The sequence below is a fragment of the Teichococcus vastitatis genome (genome assembly GCF_003604215.1).
Lineage (GTDB): Bacteria > Pseudomonadota > Alphaproteobacteria > Acetobacterales > Acetobacteraceae > Pseudoroseomonas > Pseudoroseomonas vastitatis.
The window spans coordinates 1-3,946 of sequence record NZ_QXGS01000097.1 but is presented as its reverse complement, the minus strand read 5'-3'; the positions used below and the strand labels follow the sequence as shown (position 1 = coordinate 3,946).

Sequence of the window (3,946 nt, the reverse complement as noted above, 5' to 3'; positions counted from 1 at the left end):
GTCGCGCCCAGGACTAGCGCTGTCTTGTTCGTCCTCATCACGCATCTCCTCACTGAGACGCAAAGGATGCACCGGCGGGGGCCGGCCAATAATTGACGAAATGCTTTGAGGTGCTAGATGATTTTATATGAGCAACCGTGTAAGTTGGGACGATCAGCGGACCTTCCTCGCCGTGCTGGAAGAGGGCAGCTTGTCCGGGGCGGCACGGCGCCTGGGCGTCGCACAGCCGACGGTGCGAGCCCGGATTGAAGCACTCGAGCAAGCGCTCGGCACGGTGCTCTTCACGCGCTCGGTCAACGGCCTCGTTCCCACTGAGCAGGCGCGTGCGCTGGCAGATCCGGTGCAGGCGATGGCAAGGGCGTCTGACGCCTTCGTCCGCGCCGCCTCAGCGCCGCCCGGCGAGATCGCCGGCACGGTGCGGTTAAGCGTGTCCGAGATTGTCGGCATCGAGGTGCTGCCCCGGATGCTGGTGGATCTCCATAGGACGCACCCTGACATCACCGTCGAGGTGTCGCTCAGCAATGCCTCCGCCGACCTGCTTGAGCAGGAGGTGGACATCGCGGTGCGGATGCATCCGCCGAAGCAGGAAGCGCTCGTGGCGAAGAAGACCTGCTCGATCCCGCTCGGATTATTCGCGCACCCTGATTACCTCGCGCAGCGGGGGGTGCCGGCGAGCCGCAACGACCTCGCCATACACGATTTCATCGGTCCCGATCATGCACGTGCCGACCTGCAAGTGGCTCTTGCGCTGCATCCAGCCCTCACCCGCGGCCGCTCCGTGGTGCGCACCGACAGCCATCCGGCGCAACTGGCGCTCGCAAGAGCCGGTCTCGGTATCGCGGTTGTTCAGGTGCCGGTCGGCCGCGCCGATCCGCTGCTCCGCCCCGTGCTGCCGGAGGTTCAGGTCGCCGCACTCGACACCTGGATCGTCACCCATCAAGACTTGCGCAACGTACCGCGAGTGCGCGCCGTCTTCGATCACCTAGTCACAGAGTTCGCTCGCTTTGCTCAAGATCCCTGAAAATTCTTGGAAGCGACCTGTCCAGATCAAGAGTCTGGAACCATGAAGCAATTATGATAGGTTGATCTGAACAAAATCTACTCTGGCGCTAGCAAGCTGTCGGAGATATGGCCTGCTTCATTAGCGGAGGCTTATCCATTCCGCTTTAGCCGAAAGCGTAAGTCATGTTGAACTGCTGTAAGCGCAACTTCCATTGGCTCTGAAGCTCTCGGAGGGCGTGACCCGACTGGATGCGGAACAGGCGCGACAGACCTTCCTGGCTGAAGTCAGCGCTGGTGTCACCTGCGCGCTACAGCCCATCGTCGAGACTGCAACCGGGCGTCTGCATGGCTATGAGGCGTTGCTGCGCGGCCATGACCGACTAGGCTTCGCTACTCCGATCGACTTGCTCGACCAGGCGGCGACGCTCGGCGTCTTGGCGGAGTTAGAAGCCCTGGTGCAGCGCCGCGCCCTGGCCGCCTTCACCCCGCTGCGCAGCGCTGCCGTGGGTGGCCCCCTGCTGTTCCTGAACATCGATCCACGCCTGCCGGCCGAGACGGCGTTGGCCGGGCTGGCGCACAGCGTGGCGGCCGCTGGCCTGCCTGCCGGCGCGGTCTGCGTCGAGATTTCCGAGCGGTTGGAGGAACAGGCCGAGGTCGGAATGTCTGCCGTGCTGCGCCGCCTGCAGGAACAGGGACACCGCATCGCCGTCGATGATTTTGGGCGCGGTGCCGCGCGGCTGGGCATGCTGGCGGAAGGGCAGGCCGACTACGTCAAGATCGACCGCCGCTTCATTACCGGGCTGGGCGAGGACCCACGCCGGCAGCTCATCGTCTCCGGCATCGCGGCCATGGCCCGCCGCCTCGGATTGCGGGTGGTGGCGGAGGGGGTGGAGAACCGCGCCGAGTTCCTCGCCTGCTGCGCCGCCGGCTGCGACCTGGCGCAGGGCTATTTCATCGCCCGCCCCACCTTGCCCATGGCCGGGCTGTCGGAGGGGGTGGAGATCAGCTTCCCGCACCTGCCGCAGCCCGCCGTGATCGGGCGCGGTCCCGCCGCCGGGCGGCCGCAGGATGCCGCGCAACTTCTCGCCGCGGCCGAGCGGCCGCAGCCGGTCCGCGATGACGCGGAAGCCGAGACGCTGTTCGCCTTGTTCCGCAATAATCCCGAGTTGGACGTGTATCCGGTGGTAACGGCGGAGTGCATCCCCTGCGGGCTCGTGCACGAAAGGACGCTGCGGGAGTACGTCTACTCGCCCTTCGGCCGCTCCCTGTTGCAGAACCCGGCGATGCGCTTCTCCGCCAGGCGCTTCGCGCGTCCCTGTCCAGTGGTCGAGGCCGATGCCGGCGCCGATCGCGCTTTGGAGGCCTTCGCCGCCTCGCCCCAGGCGGCCGGTGTCATCCTGACCCGCAACAACCGCTATCTCGGCGTGCTGTCGGCGCAGGCACTGCTCTCGGTGCTGCACGAACGCCGGCTGCGGCAGGCTCGCGACCAGAGCCCGCTGACCGGCCTGCCGGGCAACCATTCCATCGCTGCACGGGTCGAGACGCTCGGCCTCTCGGCCCAGCATGCCCGCTACCTCTGCTACTTCGACCTCGACAACTTCAAGGCCTTCAACGACCGCTACGGCTTCCGCCGCGGCGATCGCGCCATCGAGCTGCTGGCCGAGCATCTGCGCCGCGGCTTTCCTGAAAGTGATACCTTTCTGGGCCATGTCGGCGGCGACGACTTCTTCGCCGGGCTGGAGCGGCTGGACAGCAAGACCCTCCGCAAGCGGCTGGCCGCGTTGCTGGAGGGGTTTGCGCAAGAGGCGGCGGGGTTGCATGACGCCGCCGACCGGGCAGCGGGTGGCCTTCATGGCCATGACCGCTCGGGTACGGCTCGCTTCTTTCCCCTGCTGTGCTGCAGCGTCGCGGCCGGCAGGCGAGCCCGATGCCGACCCTGAGACGCTGACCGGCGCCGTCGCCGCGCTGAAGGCAACGGCCAAGGCGGCGCCGGATCGTATGGCATGGTGCCGGCATCAGACTTAGAGTGGTTCCCAGTTCCAGCGATTTAGCGGACCCTCCCTCGAAGGCAGATCGTCATTCAATCCCTCAGCACCAACTGAGGAATCTTCCAGCCCTACGGCATGATGTGCGTGCTGGCCTTGATGGCGCTCGCTCAGGTATCGGCCGGTGTGATTGCCCTGGCGGCCGGCCTGGGTGCCACCAGTGCGAGCTGGCCTGGTTCTATTGTGGCCCTGACCGCATTCTTCGCCGCACTCTGGCTCCTATCGGCCTGGCTGTTCCGGAAGGCGGCGCGGGAGCAAACCATCGCGGCAGGTCAGGGGCGTACCGCTGAGTGACCCGTTCGGCGGCCGCTTGAGATGACGAAGGCCTGAGGAAAGCGCTTCCTCAGGCCTTCGTCATCCGAGGCGGAGGTTCTACTCCGCGGGCTGGGCAGCACCGGCCAACGGAGCGGCGGGCCGTGCCCGTGCTGCGACGGGTGCTACCCGGGGCACGGAGCGGCGCTCCTCGTCTAGCCGGTTCACCAGCAGGCCGGCACGCTCCGCGCTGCCGAGCAGGGCCAGGATGGCACCCCGCTCACCGGGCGGCGGTACCGCATGGCCCATGCCGAGGGTGCGCTCCCGCAGCGCCGCGAGCGAGGGGATCTCGCCGCGCCGGTCCGGATCAGCGGCGGCCGGCAGCACGAGCCGCATCTGGCCGGCGATCCGGTCCAGCACCGCCTCGACCACTGGTTTGGCCTCAGGGGAGAACTCCTCGCGGAGCACGCGCCGAGCCACCTGGTGCAGCGTCTCCCCGAGGCTTGCGGCGTAGTCCGCCTCCTCGATCAGGCTGGCGACACGATCAGCCTGCGCCGCCGGCAGGTCCGGCTTGAGGAGCGAGGCGGCGTAGTCGCGGATCCCCCGATTGAGCAGGTCAAGGGAGACCTGATGCTCGGCCGGCAGCT

4 protein-coding genes are annotated in these 3,946 nt (G+C 67.2%); 3 read left to right on the top strand and 1 reads right to left on the bottom strand.

Going from position 1 to position 3,946, the window contains the following annotated elements; translation table 11 throughout:
- Nucleotides 1-127: 127 nt before the first annotated feature.
- The 3 genes from D2K64_RS23005 to D2K64_RS22995 all read left to right on the top strand — a co-directional run bounded on the left by D2K64_RS23005 (nt 128) and on the right by D2K64_RS22995 (nt 3,341).
- Nucleotides 128-1,021 (top strand): LysR family transcriptional regulator, encoded by an 894-nt coding sequence (locus tag D2K64_RS23005; protein ID WP_120010712.1) that lies wholly within the window; start codon nt 128-130, stop codon nt 1,019-1,021.
- A 193-nt stretch (nt 1,022-1,214) separates the two neighbouring features.
- A complete protein-coding gene (locus tag D2K64_RS23000; protein WP_120010710.1) occupies nt 1,215-2,942 on the top strand; it encodes a bifunctional diguanylate cyclase/phosphodiesterase in 1,728 nt (575 codons plus the stop codon).
- Nucleotides 2,943-3,125: 183 nt separating this feature from the next.
- Entirely contained in the window at nt 3,126-3,341 is a 216-nt protein-coding gene (locus D2K64_RS22995) for a hypothetical protein (protein ID WP_120010708.1), read from the top strand.
- 78 nt (nt 3,342-3,419) lie between these two features.
- On the opposite strand, the gene D2K64_RS22990 is transcribed toward D2K64_RS22995, so the two are convergent.
- Nucleotides 3,420-3,946 (bottom strand): hypothetical protein (locus tag D2K64_RS22990; protein ID WP_202910808.1); only part of this gene is annotated, 527 nt, incomplete at its 5' end.